We start from the raw sequence: 18258 nt of genomic DNA, 5'->3' as shown, positions 1-18258 counted from the left end.
GCGTCCCTTTTTGCTCATCGCAGCGGGCTTCAATAGCGCCAGCGCACGTTCAACGACCCCGCATGTTCGCGGTTGCCGCCGCCGTACTGGCCGCTGTAGTTCAAGCCCAGCGACGCATTGCGCGACACGGCCACTTCCGCGCCCAGCTCCGCCACCGCCGCGTTGCGCGCGATGGGCGCGCCCGCCACGGTGAACGCCTGGCCGCCGTCAAACGCCATGGTGGACTGCGGCAACACGTCGCCAAACGCATGGCGCCAGCCCAGCGTGCCGCGCAGGCGGCCTTCGGCGCCTGCCAGCGTGAAGTCCGTTTGCGCGCGGACGCCCAGCGTGCTGCTGGTTTGCTTGTCGCTGCTGCTCTGGCCGGTCAAGGCTGCCGAACCGCCCGTCTCCTGGAAGCTGCGGCTGCGCAGATCGCTCCACGCCACGCCCGCGAAGGGTTCCAGGGTGGTGCGATCGGACAAGGGCATCGCATAGCCCAGTTCGGTGAAGAGCTGGGTGGTGCTGGCGCCGTAGTCGGCGGTGAGCTTTTGCGATGCGCCAGCAACCGTCGCGTAGCGTTCCGTGTTGACGTCGTGCCAGGTGTAGGACGTGCCGACCAGCAGGTTCAGCTTGCCCGCGCCCGCGTCAAACGACTTGCCGCCATAGATGGCCGCGCTGTAGCCGGACACGTCCGCCTTCGAGGCCAGGTCGTCAACACGGATCTTGCTGTCGGTGTAGCCAACCGCGCCGCCCACGCGCCAGCCGTTGCCCACCGCATGGTCGGCGCCGGCGAAGACGCCGCCGGTGTGCTGACGGACTTGCGCGGTGTTGTCGGTGGCGTTCTGCGTTTGCCAGTTGCCCACGAGCTCCGCCCAGGCGGGCTGCGCGTTCGACGAGGGCAAGGCGGACGCGGACAGCGTGCCGCCGGCTTGCGCCGTGGGTGCGCCCGGACGCATGCCTGCATTCAGGTTGGCGCGCAGGTGCGACAGCGGCAGCGTGCGCACGGTGTTGATGGAACCCATCAGGCTGGACGCGACGCTGGCGTGCGCTTCGCCCGACAGGCTGTTGAAGGCGGCAGCGGGTGCGCCTTCCGGCAAGGTCAGGATGTACTCGTGCAGCGCATTGCCCGACGGCAGGCTGTCCAGCGCGTTGGCCACGGCGCGCTGGTTGCCGGTGCGTGCGGCGTCCGCGAACGCGATCGGACGGCTAGGCGTTGCCGGGTCGCCTTGCACTTGCTTGCGGCCGAGTTGCAGCGTGACGTCCTGCGCGCCGTAGCGCAACGCCGGGTCCAGGAACGCGTAGTTGGACGACACGGTGTTGAACTGGCCGTTGATGGCGCCCGCCGTCAGGATCGTGTACTGACGCGTGCTTTCAAAGCCGCCTTCCGGCCCGACGTGCACGACGGAACCGGCAAGGTTCGCCACGCCGCTCACCACCACACGGGCGCTGGCGGACGAGGCCGGGTCAGCCGCCACTTGGTAGACCGAACCCGGCATGAACGTCAGGTCGCCCGCGACGTTCAGCGTGCCGTTGACGTTGCCCGGCGCAAGAATCGCACCGCTTTGCAGCGTGGTCGCGCCCACCTGGCCCGCGCCTTGCAGCAGCGCGCCGTTGGCCAGCGTCAGCGTGCCACCGAGCTTGCCGGCTGACGCGATGTTCAAGACGCCCGATTGCACCAGCGCGTTGCCGGTGTAGGCGCTGCCGTCGCCCGACACGGTGAGCATGCCCGCGCCGGTCTTGGTTACGTCACCGCTGCCAGTGATGGCGCCAGCCAGGCCGAACGTCGTGCCGGACGCCACATCGATGCCGCTCGATCGCGTGATCGACACCGCGCGGTTCGTATCGAAGCTGGCCGTCGTGGCCAGCACGCCGCCGCTTAGCGTCAGGCCGCCTGCGGCTGCGCCCAGGTTCGCGTCCTTCGCCACCGACAAGGCGCCCAGGCGCACATCGGTGCCGCCGGTGTAGGTGTTGTCTGCGGTCAGCACCAGCGTGCCGTAATCGGTCTTGGCCAGCTTGCTGGCGCCGGTCAGGCGGGATGCGATGGTGCCGGTCGTGGCGGCGTCCGCACTTGATCCCGCGCCCACGCGGATGATGCTCTCGCCGCCAGACCCTTGCAGCGCGATGTCGTCGCCTTGGATGCGATAGCCGTCAGTGACGATCTGCATGCCGGTGACGCCGATTGCGCCGGCCGAGTTGTCGACCGTGACCGTGCCCGCCGTGCCTTGGAAGATGGCGAACGTGGGGTTGGGCTGGAACACGCCGTTCAGCGTGCCGTCCATGTTGGCCCAGTTGCGGCCATCGGCGCGCCACGTGCCCGAGCCGCCGTCGATAACGCCGTTGTCGTGGCGGGCGGTATTGCTGCCGTCCCAGAAGCTCAGCGTGGCGCCGGACGTTGACGCCAGGTTGACCTGGCCACGCACCGCGGTTTGCAGCGTCAGCGCGCCGGCGGCGACGCCAGCCGGCGTGGCGCCCACGGTCAGGCCGTTGTCCACCAGGTTGCCGCCGTAGTCGAACAGGCGATAAATGCCCGCGCCAAACCCGCCGCTATCGGTCACGTTCAAGGTGCCGGCCAAGGTCAGGTTGCCGCCCACATTAAACAAGGCCGAGGCCGGGGTGGGCGCGCGGCCCAGTTCCACGTTGACCTGGGTGGCGCTATCCAGCGTCAAGTCGCCGCCAATGGAAAGCTGGGACCCTTGCTCGGCGAGCAGCACGCCGCCTGCCAGCGTGGCGTTGCCCGTGATACGGCCACCGTTGAACAGCGTGCCGCCACCGCTGATCGCCGCATTGCCGTCCAGCTCGCCAGTAATGTACAGAAGCCCGCCCGTGATCGAAGCATCGCCGCCAAGCTTGTTCAACACCATCAGCGTGCCGGCTTGCACGTCGGTGCTGCCGGTGAAGGCGCTGCTGTCGGCCGTCAGCGTCAGCGCGCCCGTGCCGGTCTTGGTGAGCCGGCCTGCGCCAGACAGCACGCTGTCGTAAGAGGAGCCCGCCGTTTGATCAAAGTGCAACGTGGCGCCCGAGGCAATCATCGTATTGCCGGTGTAGCGTCCTGCGCGAGCCGTAAGGGTGCCCGCATCAACGCGCCAGTTCTGACCGCTGATGCCGGTCAACGTCAATTCGCCCGCGCCTTGCTTGACCATCGAACCGTTGCCGGAGATATAGCCGGCGTAGCTGGCATCGGTGGCCTGTTTGAACACGACGGAGCCTTCGTTCGCCAGGTCGCCTCGCACAGAGGCCGCATCGCCCACCAGCGTGCCGGCTAGCACTTGCGTGTTGCCGTAGCTGTTGGCGCCCGTCAGCGTCAAGGTGCCTGCGCCCAGCTTTTGCAGGGTGCCCGTGCCGCCGATGGCGCCTTGCAAGCCCAGTGAGGTGCCTGCCGCCACCGTGATGGCGCCGGCCTGCGTCAGCGTGACGGCGCGCGCGGAATCAAAGCTTGCCGTAGTGGCGAGCGCGCCGCCATTGAACGTCAACCCGCCTGCGGCCGCGCCCAGATTCGCGTCGGACGACACGGACAAGGTGCCCGCGCGAACTTCGGTGCCACCCGTGTACGTGTTGCTGCCTGCCAGCACCAGCGTGCCGTAGTCGGCCTTCACGAGCTTGCTCGCGCCGGTCAGGCTGGAGGCGATGGTGCCGGAGGTGGCCGAGCTGGACGCCACGCCCGAACCCACGCGCAAAATGGTTTCCGCGCCGCCCGCCAATGCAATCGGATCGCCTTCGATGCGGTAACCGCTGGTCGCGATCTGCATGCCCGTCACAGCCACGCCGCCGGCCGTCGCATCGACAGATACCGTGCCTGCCGTGCCTTGGAACACCGCGAAAGTCGGGTTGGGTTGGAAGCGGCCGTTGAGGGTGCCGTCTGCGTTGGTCCAGTTCAGCCCATCCGTGCGCCAGGTGCCCGCGCCGCCGTCGATGACGCCGTTATCGCGCCGCGCGGTGTTACTCCCGTCCCAGAAGCTCAGCGTGGCGCCCGCGGTGGACATCAGGTTGACCTGGCCGTTGACGGCGGTCTGGATGCGCAAGTCATTGGCGGTGATGCCCGTGGGGGCGGTGCCGATGGCCAGCGTGTTGGTGGTCAGCGCGCCGCCATAGTCGAACAGGCGGTAGACCCCCGCGCCGAATGCGCCTTGATCGGTGATGTTCAGCGTGCCGGCCAAGGCCAGGTCGCCACCGACATTGAACAGCGCGCCGGACGGGGCGCGGCCCAGCGCGACGTTGACCTGGCTGGCGCTATCCAGCGTGAGGTCGCCGCCGATCTTCAACGTTTTGCCTTGCGTGCCTTGCAGGATGCCGCCCGTCAACGTGACGTTCTGGCCGATGGTGCCGGCGCCAGACAGGATGACGTTGTTGCCAATGGCGGCGTTGCCGCTCAAGGTGCCGTTCACATGCAGGCGGCCGCTGGTCACATTCGCATCGCCGCCGAGTTTGTTGGTGACGATCAGCGTGCCGCTGGTGACGTTCGTGGTGCCGGTGAACGCGCTGCTGTCCGCGTTCAGGCTCAGCATGCCCGCGCCGGTCTTCTCGAACGTGCCGCTGCCGGACAACTTGCCCGCGTAGTCGGCGTCGGTGGCTTGGTTGAAGCGCAGGGTACCGGCAGCGCCGATGGTGGCGTTGGCCGAGTATCGGGTAACGTCGCTGACCAGCGTGCCGTCTTCGATTTTCCAATTCAGCGTGTTCAGGCCATTCAGCGTCAATATGCCCGCGCCGCGCTTGGTGATGGCGCCGGAGCCGAGCAGCATGCCAGACACGCTGTCATCCCACGTTTGGTCGAAGATGACGGTGCCGGCGTTCTGCAAATCGCCGCGGATGGATGCGCTGTTGCCGATCAGCGTGCCGGCTTGCACACGCGTGCTGCCGTAGGTGTTGGCGCCGGTCAGCTCCAGCGTGCCAGCGCCCTGCTTGATGAGAGCGCCCGAGCCCGATACGGTGCCGGTCAGGCCCAGTTGCGTGCCAGTCGCGACGTTGATGGCGCCGTCTTGCGTCAGCGCGATATTGCGGTTGGTGTTGAAGCTGGCCGTGGTGGCCAGCGTGCCGCCAACCATCGCCACGCCGGTGTTGGCGGCGCCCAGGTTGTTGTCGGCCGAGACCGACAGCGTGCCGAACTGAATGTCGGTGCCGCCGGTGTAGGTGTTGTTGCCGCCCAGCACCAGGGTGCCGTAGTCGGACTTGAACAGCTTGCTTGCACCGGTCAGCGATGCGTTGATGGTGCCGGTGAAGGCGCTGCTGGCCGGGGTGCCGTTGCCGACCCCTATCGTCGTCTGGCTGCCGCCTTGCAGCGCGATGGAATCGCCTTCAATGACGTAGCCGTCCGTGCCGATCGTGATGCCTTTGACGCCGATTGCGCCCGCGCTGGCATCCACGGTCACGACGCCCGCCACGCCCTTGAACGTGGCAAAGGACGGCGTTGCGAACGTGCCGTTCGTCGCGCCATCGGACGTGGTCCAGTTGCTGTTGCTGGCGTTCCAGACGCCCGAACCGCCGTTGACGGCGCCGTTGGTGTGCGAGCCGGCGGTGTCGCCATCCCAGTAGTCGAACACCGTGCCGACGGTGGACACCAGATTGACCTTGCCCCAGAGGAACTGTAGCCCCAGACTGCCCGCGCCGACCCCGGCGGGCATCGACCCGAAGCGCACTGAGCCACTCGCCGTCGTGCCGTAGTCGAACAGGCGGTAGACACCTGTGCCGAGTCCGCCCAGATCCGTCACATTCAGGGTGGCATTGTCGAGTGTCACGGAGCCGCCCACATCGAACAAGGCGGCAGATGACCCCGCAGCGCCCAATGCCACATTGATCTGGGCGTCCGATACGTCCAGATTGCCACCGATCGTCAATGTCTGGCCTTGCGTCCCTTGCAAGGTGCCGCCCGACACGCCAACGTTTCCACTGATCGTGCCGGAACCCGCTAGCGTGGCCCCGAGAGACACGGTGACGTCGCCGCCTAACTTATTCGAGACGGTCAGTCCGCCGCTGGACACGGTCGTTGAGCCCGTAAAGGCGCTGCTATCGCCAGTCAGTGACGCAACGCCAGTACCATTTTTAACGATGGTGCCGGCACCGCTGAAGGCGTTGCTGAGCGTTGCGTTGTTGGAACGGACCAGGGCGACCTGGCCATTGTTCACGATGGCGCCCGTGCCAAGGCTACCCGTCGTGCCGCCTGTTCCGAGTTGCAGGATGCCGCCCGACACGGTGGTGGTCCCCGCGTAGGTGTTGTCGGCCTGCAGCGTCAGGGTGCCCGATCCGCTCTGGGTCAAGCCGCCCGCACCCGATAGCACGCCACCGAGGATGAGCGCGTTGCTACCGGATACGGTCAAGCCACTGACGCCCAACCCTATCGCGTTACTCAGGGTCAGGGTCGACGCGCCCGCTAGCAAGGCGCCGCCGTTGGCGGTCACCGCGCCGGCGCCCAGCGCCGCTGCGTTGTCGACGATCAGCCGGCCGCCATTGAGCGTGGTGGTGGTGGTGCCTGTCAGGACCGGGCCGGACAGGTTCCACGTGCCGCTGCGGACGATCAGGTTGGTGAAGTTGACGTAGGTGGCGGAGGAAATGGAGCCCGAACCGGCGGTGCCGGAACCGCCACCGATGGCGTTTTGCAGCGTCAGGGTGTTGTTGCCGCCCACGCCGCCATCGACCAGGCCGGCTTTCGCGAACGCCATTGTCGTCGAGTTCTGAACCGGAAGGGCATCCATCAGGCCGGCGCCTTGACTCACCCATGAGCCCGTAATCGCGGTGAATTGGTTCGGGCCTTTCCCGGCGCCTAGAGACACGCTGCCCGCGATTGTGCCGGTGTTGGTGAATTCGTTGCCGCCCGCCGATGCTTCGAACGCCACGCGGCCGGCAATGGTGCCGGTGTTCGTCATGCTGACCTGGCCGCCGCCCGAGATCGCCACGACAGGCGCATCGGCGGTCGCCATAGAAATCCCCAGCAGGGGCATCGATGAAAGGGTCCCCGAATTGGTGACCGTCGTGGTGCCGAAGGCGCCGTTCTGGATATTCAGCGCCACGCCCTGAACAGTAGGCAGGTTGACGCCCAGCACCCCCACGGTACCTTTGATAACTCCCAGGTTTGTGACGCTCACAATGCTGTTGTTGGCATTCCCGATGGTGACGCCAGAGGCCAACATTGTGCTGGGGTTCCCCGACGGCTGAACCGTGCCGAGGTTAGTAAACCGTGTGTTGTTGCCGCTCAACGTCAAGGCACTTGGATCGCCCAGTATCACGTTGACCTCCGCGCCGGAGGCCACCGTGACATCCATATTGCTGAAGAACGAATTGAGGCTGAAGTCGAAGCCCGTGCAGATGACCCTCGCGCCCGTGCTAAATCCCGGGCTGCACGTAGCCTGCGCCGCAGGCAAATAGCCGAATAATCCGCACACCGCCGCCATGGCGACCACCAGGCTGCGCTTGCGCGGCATGCTGCGTGTTTGTGGCCCTGCGATGTGGCCTGCTGCTCCACGGGTAGCGCTCTTGCCCCTGACCCTTGCGGTTTCTGGCGCGGCGACCCAGGCGCCCAGGGACGGATTCCAAATGGAGCAGAAGGTTTTATTCATAGCAGCCTATTAATGGGAGGCGTAGGCTGCTCCCCTTGAGTCAGCCCGGTTGTATCGGATTATTACGCAACATTTTAAATCCTGTAACAAATTTTAGAAATAACTGAAACTGGGTAGTTACATGGGCGCCACACTGGCGTAATGCCGTCACACCGATGTCTTAAATCGGGGTAAGCAGCGGTTCCCCGGCATATAGGCGGCGGGCGTTTTCCAGGAACTTGTCCACCATCAGTTGCATGGCCTCGGGCGACCAGCCGGCCACATGCGGCGTCAGCACCAGGTTGGTCAGATCCGCCAGCCCTGCGGGCAACTGCGGTTCGCCTTCGTAAACATCCAGCGCCGCGCCGGCAATCGTTTGTTCGCGCAGCGCGCGTTCCAGCGCGGCCGTGTCCACCACGCTGCCACGCGCGATGTTGATCAGGTACCCGTTCGCGCCCAGTTGCGCGAGGACATCAGCGTTGATCAGGTGATACGTCGAATCGCCGCCCGGGATGGCGACGAGCAGCACGTCGGCCCATTGCGCCAGTTCATCCAGCGTTGAAAAGTACCGGTGCGTGGCGCCAGCGCGGGGACGGCGGTTGAAGTAGCCGATCTCCATCTCGAACGCCAGCGCGCGCGTCGCCACCTTTTCGCCGATGCCGCCCAAGCCCACGATGCCCAGCTTCTTGCCGGACACGTTCGGCGGCAGCGGCACCTGGGTGCGCCAGACGCCTTGGCGCGTGAGCTGATCCAGGCGGGGAATGCCGCGGATGACGGCAATCATCAGCCCCATGGCGTGGTCCGCCACACAGCTGTCATTGGTGCCCGCGCCGTTGGCGACCTTCACGCCGCGCAGCCTGGCGTGCGCCAGGTCGATCTTCTCGTAGCCCGCGCCCATCGAATAAATCATTTTCAGATTGGGCAGCGCGTCGATCTGTTGCGCAGTCAGGCCGATGGCGCCGATCGTCAGAACGACGTCAACGCGTGCGGCGTGCGCGGCGACGGCGTCTGCATACTGTTCCGGCGTGGGCGCGAAGATCACCTCGAAGTGCTGGGCGATCTGGTCCCGGTCGGCCTGCGTGACCGGGTTCATGATGATGAGGAGGGGGGGCGAAGGCTGCATGCGGAGTCGGAGAGGCGAAGTGGGGGGCAAAATTCGGAAGGCGGAATGTTCGGAAGGCGGAAAGCGGAATGGGAAATGCACCCTAGAGTTCGGTGTGCCGCGCCACCAAGCCCACGCGCACATTGCTTAGGTGCCGCTGCATGGCCGCGCGCGCGGCCTCGGGGTTGCGGTCCAGGATGGCTTGCAGAACATCCATGTGCTCATCGCAACAGGGAATCAGCCGCTCGGGCGCGCCGTTCTGATCAAAGCAGCGCGCCTTGATGCGCAGGTCGTGAATAGCCTGCGCCATCAAGCGGTTGCCGCTGGCTGCTGCAATGCTGTCGTGCAGCAGGTTGTCGACGCGGTGATTCTCTTCATGAGTGGAATGCTGGCGGCGTTTGATCTCGCTGACCTGCTCAAGAATCGCGGCGGCCTGCTCGGGCGTCATGCGCGTGGCGGCGGCGGCGGCTGCGTCGCCTTCCAGCAGCAGACGCATTTGAAAGATCTCAAGATACTGGCGCAGCGTGGGCTCGGGCACGATCAATTGCCCGCGCGCCGTGCGCACCGCGAAGCCGCCGCCAATCAAGCGGCTCATTGCTTCGCGCAGCGGCGTGCGCGAGACGCCCAGCGCACTGGCCAGATTGCGCTCCTGCAAGGGCTGGTTGATGGGCAGCTGGCCCAGCTGGATCATGTCCAACAACGTCGAATAGGCTTCATCGACCAGATCGCGCGAGTCATCAGCGGCGCTGGTGGCAACCGGTGCGGCCGCGCGTGCGGGGCGTTCCATGGCAGGGGTGGGTGGCATAGGAATCACGGAAGCAGAAGAGGGAAGATGGGGAAGTTCGGATCGGCGCGCAGCTCGCGTTCGCGAGTGTCCAGCCATTGCGTATCAGAGCGCAAGCGTTCTATGGCGGCGGCCGCATCCATCGCTTCGAATCGCAGCGGCTGCCCCGGCCGCATCTGCGCCAGGCGCGGAAGGTCGGCGCTGATGACGGTGGCAATCTTGGGGTAGCCGCCGGTGGTTTGACGGTCATTCATGGCGATCAGGGGCTGGCCCGCGCCAGGGATCTGGATGCTGCCTGCCGCGATGGGGTCGGTGATGATATCAGCGCCCTGGGCGTGCGCGATGGCGGGGCCGTCCAGGCGCAAGCCCATGCGGTCGGACTGCGGCGCCAGCCGATAGGTGGCGCTCAAAAAGCGGCGGATCTCGCTGGCGGAAAAGTGATCTTGCTGCGGCCCAAGGATGACGCCGATGGGGGCATCGCGATAGAACCACGCGGTGTGGCGCAACGGCACCCAGCGCCGCTGGAACGGCGCGCGGGCGCGGCCGATGGGCAGGATGTCATCGCGCTTTAACGCTCGGCCTTCGATCCCGCCCAGGCCAGCGCGCGTGAGCGTGGACGCGCTGCCCAGCACCGGCTCCACCGCGATGCCGCCGCTTGCCGCCAGGTAGCCGCGCATGCCGCGCGCAAGTGGCCCGATGGTCAAGGTGGCGCCGGCCGGCACGCGGTGCGACTGCCACGGCGCCAACGCGCGCGCCGGCAAGCCGCCCGCCGCCGACACATGCAGCGCGGCGCTGCCTGCAAACGCCAGGGTGCAGTCGGCGTCCAGCACGCGCAGCCGGCCGCCCGTCACCGTGAATTCCAGCGCGGCAAGATCGCCGGGGTTGCCCGCCAGCGCATTCGCCAGACGCAGCGCGCCCGGGTCCATCGCGCCCGACGGCGGCACGCCCATGTGTTCATAGCCGGGCCGGCCCAGGTCTTGCACGGTGGTCAGCATGCCGGGCGCAACGATGTGCAGCCGCGCGCTCATGCGTGGCCTCCGGTGCGCGGCTGCGGCCGGTAGCTGGGATCAGCATGCAAGGCGTCGATGTGCGCGAATTCGTCTTCGCTGATCGGCGTGAACACGATCTCGTCGCCCGCTTCAAACAGAAAGGGATTGGCATGGCGTAAGTCAAAACTGCGCCACGGCGTGCGCCCGATCAAATGCCAGCCGCTGGGGCCAGGCACCGAGGCGATGGCGGTTTGCTGGCCGCCAATGTTCACGCTGCCGGCAGGCGTATGTGCGCGCGGCATGGCGCGCCGCGGCGTGTGCAGGCTGGGGTCCAGCCCGCCCAGGTAGGCAAAGCCCGGCATGAACCCCACCATGAACACGCGGTACACCGGCGCGCTGTGGCGCGCGATGACTTGGGCGGGCGCCAGCTGATGACGTTCCGCCAGCGCGTGCAGGTCTTCGCCATGCGCGCCGCCGTAGCAGACGGGCACGTCCCAGCGGCGCGGCGTGGTGTGGATGGCGATGGCCGACGCGTCCAGGCAATGCGCAATCACTTCACGCACCGCGGCAGGGCTGATCGTCAGCGGGTCAAAGCGGACGCTTAGCGAGCGATAGGCCGGCACCACGCCCAGTACGCCGCGCGTCTTGCGCTGCTGCGCCCGTAGCGCCTGCGCCAGCGCTAGCACGCGCGCATTGGTGTCGGCGTCGATGCAGTTGGCGAATTCGACCAGCAGCGTGCCATCGCCCGCCGCCAGAATGCGCGGCGCGTCGTTGCTGCAAGAGGAAGGCGTGGCGCTCGTCATGCTGCGGCGGAAAATTCCATCGCGTCGGTGGGGTGAAAGCCCCACGTCACGGCTTGGCCCGGTGTGCGCTCGGCCGCGTCGATGCCCAGTGGCGCATACGCCAGGATGACCTTGTCGAAGGCTTCGATGAACACTTTCCAGTGCAGGCCGCAGAAAGTTGCGGCGACGACGCGGCCCGCGTGACGCACGTCCGCGCCGCCCAGCTGGCTGCCCAGGCGCAGGTGCTCGGGCCGCACGCCCAGGGTGGCATCGGTACTGGTGTTGGCCGCCGGCAGAAAATTGCATTCGCCCAAGAACCCCGCCACAAACGCGCTGGCGGGCTGGCGGTACAAACCTTCCGGCGAGCCGGCTTCGACGATGCGGCCTTGCTCCAGAATCACGATGCGGTCAGACAGGTTCATGGCCTCTTCCTGATCGTGCGTCACAAACACCACCGTCAGCCCCAGGTCTTGATGCAAGCGGCGCAGTTGCAGCTGGATGGCCTGGCGCAGGTTCTTGTCCAGCGCGCCCAGCGGCTCGTCCATCAACAGAATGTCGGGGGTGAACACCAGCGCGCGCGCCAACGCCACGCGCTGTTGCTGGCCGCCCGACAGCGCGCCGGGCTTGCGGTCTTGCAGCGGAGTCAGGCTCACCAGCTCCAACGCTTCCCCCACGCGGCGGCGGATGTCGTCTTCATTCAAGCGCCGCATGCGCAAGGCGAAGGCCACGTTCTCGAACACGCTCATGTGCGGAAACAGCGCGTAGTTCTGAAACACCATGCCGATGTTGCGGTCCGAGATTGGCGTGTGCGTGACGTCGCGCCCGCCGATCTTCACCACGCCCGCGTCAGGCGTCTCGAAGCCTGCAATGATCTTCAACAGCGTCGTCTTGCCCGAACCCGACGCGCCCAGCAGCGTGCAGAATTCACCGCGCGCGACCGTCAGGTCCACCTCGGGCAGCGCCACGGAATCGCCATAGCGCTTGTGGATGCCGGTCATGACCAGCTCCTTGCCCTGGCGCTCAGGCGGGCGTTGCGGACGGATGTCGGAGGCAAGCGGCATGTCAGCCATGTTTGTATGAGCGGTGTGCATATCAGTCTTCCTTCTTCCTGCGCAGCAGCAGGTTGGCAAGCAGAATCAGCGCCGTTGCCCCAACCAGCAGGCAAGAGGCCGAGATCACAGTGGGGTCGAAGTCGTTGGCCAGGCCTTCGAACATGAGTTTGGGCAGGGTGCGGTTGCGGATGGTCGTCAGGAACAGCGCCATGACGACGTCGTCGAACGAACTCACCAAGGCGAACACCGCGCCGCCGACCAGGCTGGGAATCAGCGCGGGCAACATCACCAGCCGGAACATGCGTGGCCACGACGCGCCCATGCCCAGCGCGGCCAGTTCCAGGTTCGGGTCCAGGCTGCGCAGCGCCGCGCGCATGGTGATGTAGACGTAGGGCGCGGCCAGCACCGTGTGGCCCAGAATGACCGCCATGGAGTTCGCCACCCAGCCGATGGGCGCAAACAGGTAGTACAGCGCCACCGCCGTGACGATGGCCGGCACCGACATCGGAATGATGAAGAAGGCATCCAGCCAGCCCTGGCGGCGCGCGGCCAGCCGGCTGACGCCCAGCGCGGCGGCGGTGCCAAGCACGGTGGCCAGCAGCGTCACCACCATGGCGATCTTGGTGCTGGAGGCCAGCGCCGCCAGCCACTTGCCGTCGGTGAAGAAGTTCTCGTACCAGCGCAGGCCATAGCTGGGCGGCGGAAAGATCGGGAAGTCCGTCGTGCCAAAGCTCATCGGAATCACGACGACGATGGGCAGCAGCAGGAAGATCGCGCAGGCCACGCCCAGCAGCGCCGCCACGCGCCCGCCTGGCGTGCGCCGGTAGCCCGTGTGGTTGCTGCCCTTGCCGGAGCTTGCGCTGATCAGGTTGTTTAAGCCGAAGAGCCGGTTGAACAGCCATAGCGACAGCAGCACCGTCACCAGCAGCACGCCAGCCAGCGCCGACGCCAGCCCCCAATTCAGTTCTTCGGTGATGTTGTGCGAGATGAGTTCGGCCGCCATGCGTTGGGCAGGGCCGCCCATCAGCGACGGCGTGATGTAGTAGCCCACCGCGTTCATGAACACGATGATGCCGCCTGCGACCGCGCCGGGACTTGTCAGCGGCAGGATGACGCGGCTGAAGATGCCCGCGGACCCCGCGCCCAGGCTCTGCGCGGCCTGCACCAGGCTGCCGTCCAGCGACCGGAACGACGCATACAACGGCAACACCACAAACGGCATGAGCACATGCGTCATGCCGACCATCACACCCGTGAAGTTGTACAGAAACGCCATGGGCTGATCCAGAATGCCCACGGTGGTCAGCAGCGTATTGAGCGGCCCGTTCTTGCCCAGCAACGCAATCCAGGCCGACGTGCGCACGAGCGCGCTGGACCAGAAGGGCAACAGCACGGCAAAGAACAGCACGCGCGCCACGGTCGGCGACACCGTCGCCATCAGATAGGCCAGCGGATAGCTCAGCACCACGCAAGACACGGTGACGGCCGCGGCAATCGTGAAGGTGTTGCCCAGCACGATGCGGTAGATCGGGGTGTCCAGCAGATGCCGGTAATGCGCCAGCGTCAGGCCGCCGTCCTCGCCCTTGAACCCATTGCTGAGCAGACCCGCAATGGGGCCGGCGAAGAACAGCAGCAGGAACAACAGCAGCGGCAGTGCGGCCAGGGCCGCCACGCGGCCGCGCCGGCGAGCGGCGGCCGGACGGAGTCGGGCGGCGGGCAGGGGAAGGGCGTCGGTGCTCGTAGTCATGGCAGGGGGACGCCGGCGCGCACGCCGGCGTCTGGGTAAGGAAGGTGGCGGATCAGCGGGCGCGGACCTGGTTGTAGCGCTCGGTGATGGCGGGGCCGTTTGCGTCCCAGAATTCCGAGTTCAGGAAGATGCTGTTCTTCAGGCGCTCGGTGGTCGACGGCAGACGTTCCAGCCGCTTGGCGTCAATCAGGGGCAGCGCCGCTTCGGTGGTCGGGCCGTAGGCGATGTACTTGCTGAACTCGGCCTGGTTCTTGGGCTGGATCATGAAGTTCAAGAGCTTGATGGCCGCATCGCGGTTGGGCGAACCCTTGACGATGGCGAAGTAGCCGACTTGCGCAATGCTGTCGCCCCAGCCCATCGCAATCGGCAGGCCCGAGTCGATACCGGCCTGAAAGCGCCCGTTCCAACCCAGCGCCATCACGACTTCGCCGCTGCCCAGCGCGTTGACGGGCTCGGCGCCGCTTTTCCACCAGCGCGCCACATGCGGCTTGATGGCTTCGATCTTCTTGAAGGCGCGGTCCAGGCCTTCTTTGGTGGCCAGCACCTTGTAGACGTCGGCGGGCGCTACGCCATCGGCGATCAGCGCAGCCTCGATGACCGTTGCCGGGTCATCCTGCATGGTGCGCTTGCCGGGGAATTTCTCTACATCCCAGAAGTCTGCAAAGGTGCTGGGTTGCGGCTTGCCGGCGGGGAAGGCCTGTGTGGAAAAGCCGATGTTGGTCGAGAAGATTTCCGACGGCACGCCATAGTCGTTGCGTGCGTTGGCAATGACGTGATCCTGCTTGACCATGTCCGGCGTGATCTTTTCAAACACGCCCAGCTTGATGCCGCGCGTGAGGCGGGCGCTGTTCTCGGTCACGACGTCCCACGTGACCGACTTGGTGTCGATCATGGCGCGGATCTTCGCCACTTGCGGGTCGGTGTCCTCGTGGATGGTGATGCCGCTTTCCTTCGAGAACGGCTTGAGCCACGCGTCACGGATGGCGCCCTGGTAATTGCCGCCCCAGCTTGCGAAATTGAGTTCGGCGGCTTGCGCCACGCCTGTGGCCATTGCCAACGTGGCGGCGACGGCGCACGTGACATTCTTCCATTTGAGATGCATTGCTTGGACTCCGTTCGAGAAGAAAAACGCGATGGGCAGACCTGCCCCGATCCTGGGCATATCGCCTCAGCAAGTCCTTGGCATGCAAATTGCATGCCAACGGTATGCCAAACATCGACATTCGCTTTTTTTTCGGAGTCCCACACATGTACGACGTAGACCTCAATTCCGACCTGGGAGAGAGCTTTGGCCCCTACAAAATCGGCGCAGACGAGGCCATGCTGGACCTCATCACATCGGCCAACGTGGCCTGCGGATTTCACGGTGGCGATGCTTCCGTCATGCACCAAACGGCGGCATCCGCCCTAAAACGGGGCATAGATGTGGGCGCGCATCCGGGCTTTAACGACCTGTGGGGATTTGGCCGGCGCAAGATCACGGGCGATAGCCCGCAAGCGATTGGCGACATGATTGCGTACCAGATCGCCGCGATGCAGGGCATGGCGCGCGCGGCGGGGCATCGCGTGTCGCATGTGAAGCTGCATGGCGCGCTGGCCACGCAGGCCTTCGAAGACCGCGCCTTGTCCGAAGCGTTGACGTGGGCCATGCGCGCGCTGGACCCGGACCTGGTGCTGGTGTGCACGCCGCATAACGAAACCGAGCGCGCGGCGCGGCGGGCGGGCATCCGCGTGGCGTGCGAAGTGTTTGCGGATCGGCTCTATGGCGACAACGGCCTGACGCTGCCGCGCAGTGAACCGGGCGCGGTCATCCATGACCCGGTGGCGGCGGCCGCGCAGGCCCTGCGCATGGTGCGCGAACAGGCGATACGGACGGTGGGCGGCAAGGTGGTGGCGATGCCGGTGCACACGATCTGCGTGCATGGGGACAACCCGCAAGGGGTCGCCATTGCGCAGGCCGTGCGCGATGCGCTGCTGGCCGAAGGCGTGCGCCTGCGGCCGATTTCGCAGCTGGACTTTCAGTAAGGCGCGCCGCCACGCAGCGCGCGTCGTTGATAGGGGATTCTTTAGAAAGGCGCGTCTTTCTGCGCCTGCTTGATCAGCGCCTTCAGCACGCTGGCAAAGCGCCGCGCGGTGCTCGATAGCGGGCTGCTGGCCGAATGCAGCAAATGAATCGCATGGCCCAGCGCCGGGTCGGTGGGCAACAGCACGAAGTCTTTGCCGAAGCTTGGGTGATAGCCGAACGACTCGATCAACGCCACGCCCACGCCTTGGCGCACCAACGCCAGCGCTTCGGGTGTCGAGCGGATTTCAATTTGCGGCTGCACCGGCACCGGGCCGGAATTCAGAAAGCGGCTGGCCAGCCGCCCAAATGGCGTGTCCGCGCCGTAGCCGATCAGCAGATGCCCTTGCAGGTCTTCCGCTCGCACGCGGCTGCGCACCGCCAGCGGATGGCCGCGCGGCACCGCACAACCCAGCCAGCCCTGGCCGATTTCTTCACTGACGATATTGGCGTTGACCGGGGGCGGCATCGAGGCCAAGCCAAAGTCGGCCTGACCCAGCAGCAGGTGCGGCAACAGCGCATCAAAGGCCAGCGGCCGGTAGCGGATGGGCGTGTCGGGGTGGCGTTCACGAAACTTCTGGATGGCGTGCGGAATCAGCCATTCGCTGAAGCTGGGGCTGGACACCAGGCTGACCGTGCCGGCCGACCCTGCGCCCAACGCGCCCGCCAGGGCGTTGAAGCGATTGACGCGGCCGAAGATTTCTTCGGCCTCGGCGTACAGCCGCCGCGCTTCCGGCGTGGGGTGCAGCCGGCCTTTGACGCGTTCAAACAGCTGGTAGCGCAAGCGGTTTTCAGCGGAGGCCAGCACGCGGCTCACGGCGGGCTGCGTCACGGACAGCATGCGGCCGGCTTCGCTTAGCGAACCGGTCAACATCACCGCGTGGAAAACCTCGATCTGGCGAAGCGTCAGGGCTCCGGGCGCCGAAGGGAGGGGGCCGGCCATGGGAAGGAACGTCCGCAAAGGAAAAGGGTGGCTGCCATTTTATGGCCTGGCCGGGTCGCGCGGCGTGCCCGCCACGCGCGCGCCATGACGTTTTGCGCGTAGCCCATAACTAAATGCACAGTCCTTGGCAGTTTTTCCGCGTGCGGTGCTGCCGTCAGAACCCTTTGTTTTCAACGGTTTCCAGCGGATTTCTCCCGTCGCTGCACGCGATTTTCTGCGCTACGGGACGGCTTCCCGGCGCGCGCGCCGCGCGGCATGCTGCCAGCAAGCTCCCTTTCACCCTCCAGGAACGCCTTATGTCCCGCATCGTCACTGTCGCCGCCGCCCAGTTGGGTCCCATTCAACGTGCCGAGGGGCGCGAGGGGGTGATCGGCCGCATGCTCCGATTGTTGGAGCGCGCGCACCAGCGGGGCGCGCAGGTGGTGGTGTTTCCCGAGCTGGCGCTGACGACGTTTTTCCCGCGCTGGTACTGCGAAGACCTGGACGAGGCCGACGCCTGGTTCGAACCCAGCCTGCCGTCGCCCGCCACGCAGCCGCTGTTTGACGCCATCAAGCGCTTTGGCGTGATGGTGTATCTGGGCTACGCCGAGCTGGCGTGGGAACCGGACGAGCAGGGCATCGTGCGCAAGCGCCGCTTCAATACGTCGGTTGTCATCGCGCCCAATGGCGAGATCGTGCTGAAGTACCGCAAGGTCCACCTGCCGGGTCACGCGGAATTTGCCGAGCACCGCCAGGTGCAGCATCTGGAAAAGCGCTATTTCGAAGTGGGCAATCTGGGCTTTCCGGTGGTGCGCGCACCCGTTGCGCCGGGCGTGGACGCTAACCTGGGCATGCTGATCTGCAATGACCGGCGCTGGCCGGAAGCGTGGCGCGTGCTGGGTTTGCAACAGGTGGAGCTCGTCATGCTGGGCTACAACACGCCCAGCCGCAATCAGGACAACCGCGGCTTTGAAGCGCACCACCTGCGCGTGCTGCACTCGCATCTGTCGATTCAGGCGGGCTGCTACCAGAACGCCACCTTCGCCGCCGCCGTCGCCAAAGCCGGCACCGAAGACGGCCACGAGTTGCTGGGCCATTCCATCATCGTCAATCCGCAAGGCGAAATCATCGCCATGGCCGCCACCTGGGACGACGAACTGATCGTTGCCGACTGCGATCTGGATCTGTGCGAGCTGGGCCGCAACACCGTCTTCAACTTCGCCAAACACCGCCGCCCCGAAGCGTATACCCGCCTGGTCGAACAGACCGGCAGCGTGGCCCCCGCCGTGTGGACGCCGTCGGTCTGACGCGCGCCC

At 66.1% G+C, this 18258-nt stretch carries 11 protein-coding genes and 1 pseudogene; 2 read left to right on the top strand and 10 right to left on the bottom strand.

Features of this window, described 5'->3' with window-relative positions:
* Nucleotides 1–29: 29 nt before the first annotated feature.
* From HV765_RS15245 to HV765_RS15210, 9 genes and pseudogenes are all read right to left on the bottom strand, one after another.
* Entirely contained in the window at nucleotides 30–7388 is a 7359-nt protein-coding gene (locus tag HV765_RS15245) for an autotransporter domain-containing protein (protein WP_254600589.1), read from the bottom strand.
* A gap of 30 nt (nucleotides 7389–7418) precedes the next feature.
* A pseudogene (locus HV765_RS32190) lies at nucleotides 7419–7523 on the bottom strand (ESPR domain-containing protein); the annotation flags it as partial.
* Between the two features lie 160 nt (nucleotides 7524–7683).
* Entirely contained in the window at nucleotides 7684–8625 is a 942-nt protein-coding gene (locus HV765_RS15240) for a 2-hydroxyacid dehydrogenase (protein ID WP_175170208.1), read from the bottom strand.
* An 82-nt stretch (nucleotides 8626–8707) separates the two neighbouring features.
* Nucleotides 8708–9409 (bottom strand): GntR family transcriptional regulator, encoded by a 702-nt coding sequence (locus HV765_RS15235; protein ID WP_254600588.1) that lies wholly within the window; start codon nucleotides 9407–9409, stop codon nucleotides 8708–8710.
* 5 nt (nucleotides 9410–9414) lie between these two features.
* Nucleotides 9415–10416, bottom strand: a complete 1002-nt coding sequence (locus HV765_RS15230; protein ID WP_175170206.1) for a 5-oxoprolinase subunit C family protein — start codon at nucleotides 10414–10416, stop codon at nucleotides 9415–9417.
* A complete protein-coding gene (gene pxpB / locus HV765_RS15225) occupies nucleotides 10413–11180 on the bottom strand; it encodes a 5-oxoprolinase subunit PxpB (protein WP_175170205.1) in 768 nt (255 codons plus the stop codon). The genes HV765_RS15230 and pxpB overlap by 4 nt, the downstream gene beginning before the upstream one ends.
* The gene (locus tag HV765_RS15220) at nucleotides 11177–12250 is read right to left on the bottom strand and encodes an ABC transporter ATP-binding protein (RefSeq protein WP_254600587.1); all 1074 of its coding nucleotides are present in this window, start codon (nucleotides 12248–12250) and stop codon (nucleotides 11177–11179) included. Before HV765_RS15220 ends, pxpB begins: the two co-directional genes overlap by 4 nt.
* A 1-nt stretch (nucleotide 12251) precedes the next feature.
* Entirely contained in the window at nucleotides 12252–13958 is a 1707-nt protein-coding gene (locus tag HV765_RS15215) for an ABC transporter permease subunit (protein ID WP_175170204.1), read from the bottom strand.
* A 52-nt stretch (nucleotides 13959–14010) separates the two neighbouring features.
* Nucleotides 14011–15060 (bottom strand): ABC transporter substrate-binding protein, encoded by a 1050-nt coding sequence (locus HV765_RS15210; protein ID WP_254600586.1) that lies wholly within the window; start codon nucleotides 15058–15060, stop codon nucleotides 14011–14013.
* 146 nt (nucleotides 15061–15206) lie between these two features.
* Here HV765_RS15210 and HV765_RS15205 point away from each other — a divergent pair, with 146 nt between their 5' ends.
* Nucleotides 15207–15983 carry a LamB/YcsF family protein gene (locus HV765_RS15205; RefSeq protein WP_175170202.1) on the top strand — a complete coding sequence of 259 codons (777 nt, stop codon included), beginning with the start codon at nucleotides 15207–15209 and terminating at the stop codon, nucleotides 15981–15983.
* Nucleotides 15984–16024: 41 nt separating this feature from the next.
* On the opposite strand, the gene HV765_RS15200 is transcribed toward HV765_RS15205, so the two are convergent.
* Entirely contained in the window at nucleotides 16025–16963 is a 939-nt protein-coding gene (locus tag HV765_RS15200; RefSeq protein WP_054422912.1) for a LysR family transcriptional regulator, read from the bottom strand.
* A gap of 296 nt (nucleotides 16964–17259) precedes the next feature.
* Between HV765_RS15200 and HV765_RS15195 the strand changes: the two genes are divergently transcribed.
* The gene (locus tag HV765_RS15195; protein WP_054422910.1) at nucleotides 17260–18249 is read left to right on the top strand and encodes an N-carbamoyl-D-amino-acid hydrolase; all 990 of its coding nucleotides are present in this window, start codon (nucleotides 17260–17262) and stop codon (nucleotides 18247–18249) included.
* Nucleotides 18250–18258 lie beyond the last annotated feature (9 nt).

Source organism: Achromobacter kerstersii, from assembly GCF_902859595.1.
GTDB classification, from domain to species: Bacteria; Pseudomonadota; Gammaproteobacteria; order Burkholderiales; family Burkholderiaceae_B; genus Achromobacter; species Achromobacter kerstersii.
Note: the sequence above shows the minus strand (reverse complement) of the source record. Positions and strands in the feature narration are given on the sequence as shown.